General features: G+C 61.8%; 4 protein-coding genes. 2 read left to right on the forward strand and 2 right to left on the reverse strand.

The features are described from left to right. Window positions 1–185: hypothetical protein (locus KBT70_RS05705; protein WP_296629624.1), on the forward strand; the 185-nt coding region annotated here is incomplete at its 5' end. A gap of 138 nt (window positions 186–323) precedes the next feature. On the opposite strand, the gene KBT70_RS05710 is transcribed toward KBT70_RS05705, so the two are convergent. After that, complete coding sequence (locus KBT70_RS05710) at window positions 324–548, reverse strand: hypothetical protein (RefSeq protein ID WP_296629626.1); 225 nt, start codon at window positions 546–548, stop codon at window positions 324–326. Here KBT70_RS05710 and KBT70_RS05715 point away from each other — a divergent pair. After that, entirely contained in the window at window positions 547–966 is a 420-nt protein-coding gene (locus KBT70_RS05715; protein WP_296629628.1) for an ion channel, read from the forward strand. The two genes, KBT70_RS05710 and KBT70_RS05715, sit on opposite strands and share 2 nt — an antisense overlap. Here the strand turns inward: KBT70_RS05715 and KBT70_RS05720 are convergent. Next, window positions 945–2,511: efflux RND transporter permease subunit (locus KBT70_RS05720; RefSeq protein ID WP_296629631.1), on the reverse strand; the 1,567-nt coding region annotated here is incomplete at its 5' end. The two genes, KBT70_RS05715 and KBT70_RS05720, sit on opposite strands and share 22 nt — an antisense overlap.

Raw genomic sequence — 2,511 nt, forward strand, 5'->3', positions numbered from 1 at the left:
GAAAAAAGCTGACACACTCCGGTCAAGAAAACCGGATGATCATCAACGAATGCCACAGAAATCGTTGGCATATTATACCCCAGTACCCCAGAATTCCCCAGAAATATCAAGCTCAAAAAGTCGTAAAAAATTTACAGGCACTACGTAAAAGATATCACAAATCCGTGATTGAAACAATCCTGTGAGATGATCCCCCTTCTGACCGGGCAATTGGGCATAGTCCTTGAGGCTTGGGTATATGCCTGAGCACGTGATTATGTCTGAGATTGAATGATCACAGACTGTGGCCGTCGTCGCCGTTGGCGTGTGTCCGAGACTTCTGCCTAAATGGCGATGGAGAGGACTTTAGGGTGCTCGGTCTGGCAAACATCCTTCTTCACGGGGCGATCTTCACATTTGCCATCCTCGCGAAACAGTGTCCAATCCGAGCCCTCGCAACCAAAATCCAACACCTTGCGCAACCTCCTGTTCACAGGAGGTTTTTTACCGTATGACGCCGGTAAAAGAAGCCGGGCTGCCTGCCAAAGTTGAGGATCAAAACCCATCATGATCTTGCCCCAACTCGCGATCGGGATGATTGCCATCTCTGTCACGGTCGCCATTCATGCCGGGTTCATGGGGGTGGCGGCACGGTTCGGGCGCAGGGCGTCGCGTTTGCCGCGGCGGCCAGTCACCAAGGCCTTGGCCGTGATCGCGGTCGTGATGTGGTTCTTTCTCTCGATCTGCGCACAATGCTGGTTCTGGGCCATGCTCCTGATCGGGTTGGGGGCGATCGGCGGGATCGAAGAGGCGCTCTATTTCACCACCGTCACCTTCACAACGCTCGGATATGGCGATGTGGTGCTGGGGCCGGATTGGCGGTTGCTGGGCGCCTTTGCGGCGACCAACGGCACGATCATCGTCGGCTGGACCACAGCGATGATCTTTGTCGCGGTGCAGCGGGTTTACGGCAGCTCTGCTCGATAAGCGCCGCGTCGCCTGTCCGCAAAGATCGCCGCATAGAGGCACGGCACGACAAAGAGCGTGAGAAGCGTGCCGATACCCAGTCCGAACATCATCACGATGGTCATGCCGCGCCATAGCTCTCCACCAAAGAGATGCAGGGGCAGCAGCCCGAGAATGGTGGTTAGCGTGGTCATCACGATGGGGCGCAGGCGCGCGGCACAGGCCGCGATCAGCGCCTCGCCCATGTCCCGGGTTTCCGCGCGTTCCGCGTCGATGCGCTCGATCAGAACGATGCCGTTGTTGATGATGATGCCCGCCAGTGACAGCACACCCAAGAGCGCGTTGAAATCCAGAATCCCATTCATCAGTAGCATGCCGGGGGCCACCCCCACCAACACGAGCGGAATCGTGGCAAAGATGATTGCGGGGCGACGGAAACTGTCGAATTGCCAGATCAACAACAGCACGATGCCAAGCAGGCATTGCGGAAGTGTCGCAAAGAGTGCCGCATTGGCTTCGGCCTTGGCGACGACTTCGCCATCGGGCTCCCAACGCACGCCGGGCGGCAGGTCCAGCGCGTCAAGCTGCGGTGTGACCGCCGCCAGAAGTTCGGCAGCGGAGAGACCGGGGCGCAGCGCCGAAACGGTCAAGGCCCGGTCCTGATCAACGCGGCGGATCACCCATGGCTGCAATTCCCCGCCATAATCGGCAATCTGCATGAGCGGCACCGCCACGCCATCGCCTGACAGCACGGTGACATCGGCCAGCGCATCCAGACTGTTCCGCGCCGCATCTTCCGCGCGGATCACGACAGGGATGACGCGGTCGCCTTCGCGGTAATCCGTCACATGCGCCCCCTCAAAACGTGCCGCGAGCGTGCGCGCCACGGCGGAGGGGGCGACGCCCGCGCGCCTTGCGCGCGCCTCGTCGATCAGCACTGTCAATTGCAGCACCGGATTGGCCCAGTCGCCCCGGATCTGGCGCGTGCCCTCAAGGCCGCGAAACACGCCCTCGACCATCCGCCCCGCCGCAAAGAGCGCATCGCTATCGCCGCCGCCAAGGCGGATTTCGACCGTTCCGGGCGGTGTTTTCCCGAGAAAGAGCAACTCTGTCCAACCACGCGCCTCGGGCAGATTGGCGCGCATCCAGTCCTCGACGCGGGCACGAACAGGGGCCACGGCAGCGGCATCAGCGAGGTTCACAACCGCAAAGGCAATATGCGGTGCCGGGTCAAGCGGCGAAAGCGCGAGAAAGAACCGCGGTCCCCCAGACCCGACATAGACGACGTTGCCGACGATCTCGGGATTGCTCCTGTCATCCGCGAGAAAGCCCGCAAGGCGGCGTGCGACGCGTGCGGACTCGTCCTCGGAGACGCCAGCGGGCAGTTCAAGGCTCAGCACGAATTGCGCCCGTTCCGAGGGCGGCAAGAGGCCGGTCGGCACACGGCCCAGCGCGGCCAGCGCCACAGCAAAGGCCACCACTGTCCCGATGAGCACAAGCGCCCGCGCCCCCAAGGCCCGGCGCAGCGCCCCCTGAGAGAGCCGTGCCCCGCGCCCCGGCTCTGTC

Origin of the sequence: Roseovarius sp. (assembly GCF_018066915.1) — a bacterium.
Taxonomy (GTDB): domain Bacteria; phylum Pseudomonadota; class Alphaproteobacteria; order Rhodobacterales; family Rhodobacteraceae; genus Roseovarius.

Excerpts from the sequence above, each read along its gene's own strand:
- KBT70_RS05715 (WP_296629628.1), top strand. The coding sequence starts at position 547 with ATGATCTTGCCCCAACTCGCGATCGGGATGATTGCCATCTCTGTCACG.
- KBT70_RS05710 (WP_296629626.1), bottom strand. The coding sequence starts at position 548 with ATGATGGGTTTTGATCCTCAACTTTGGCAGGCAGCCCGGCTTCTTTTA.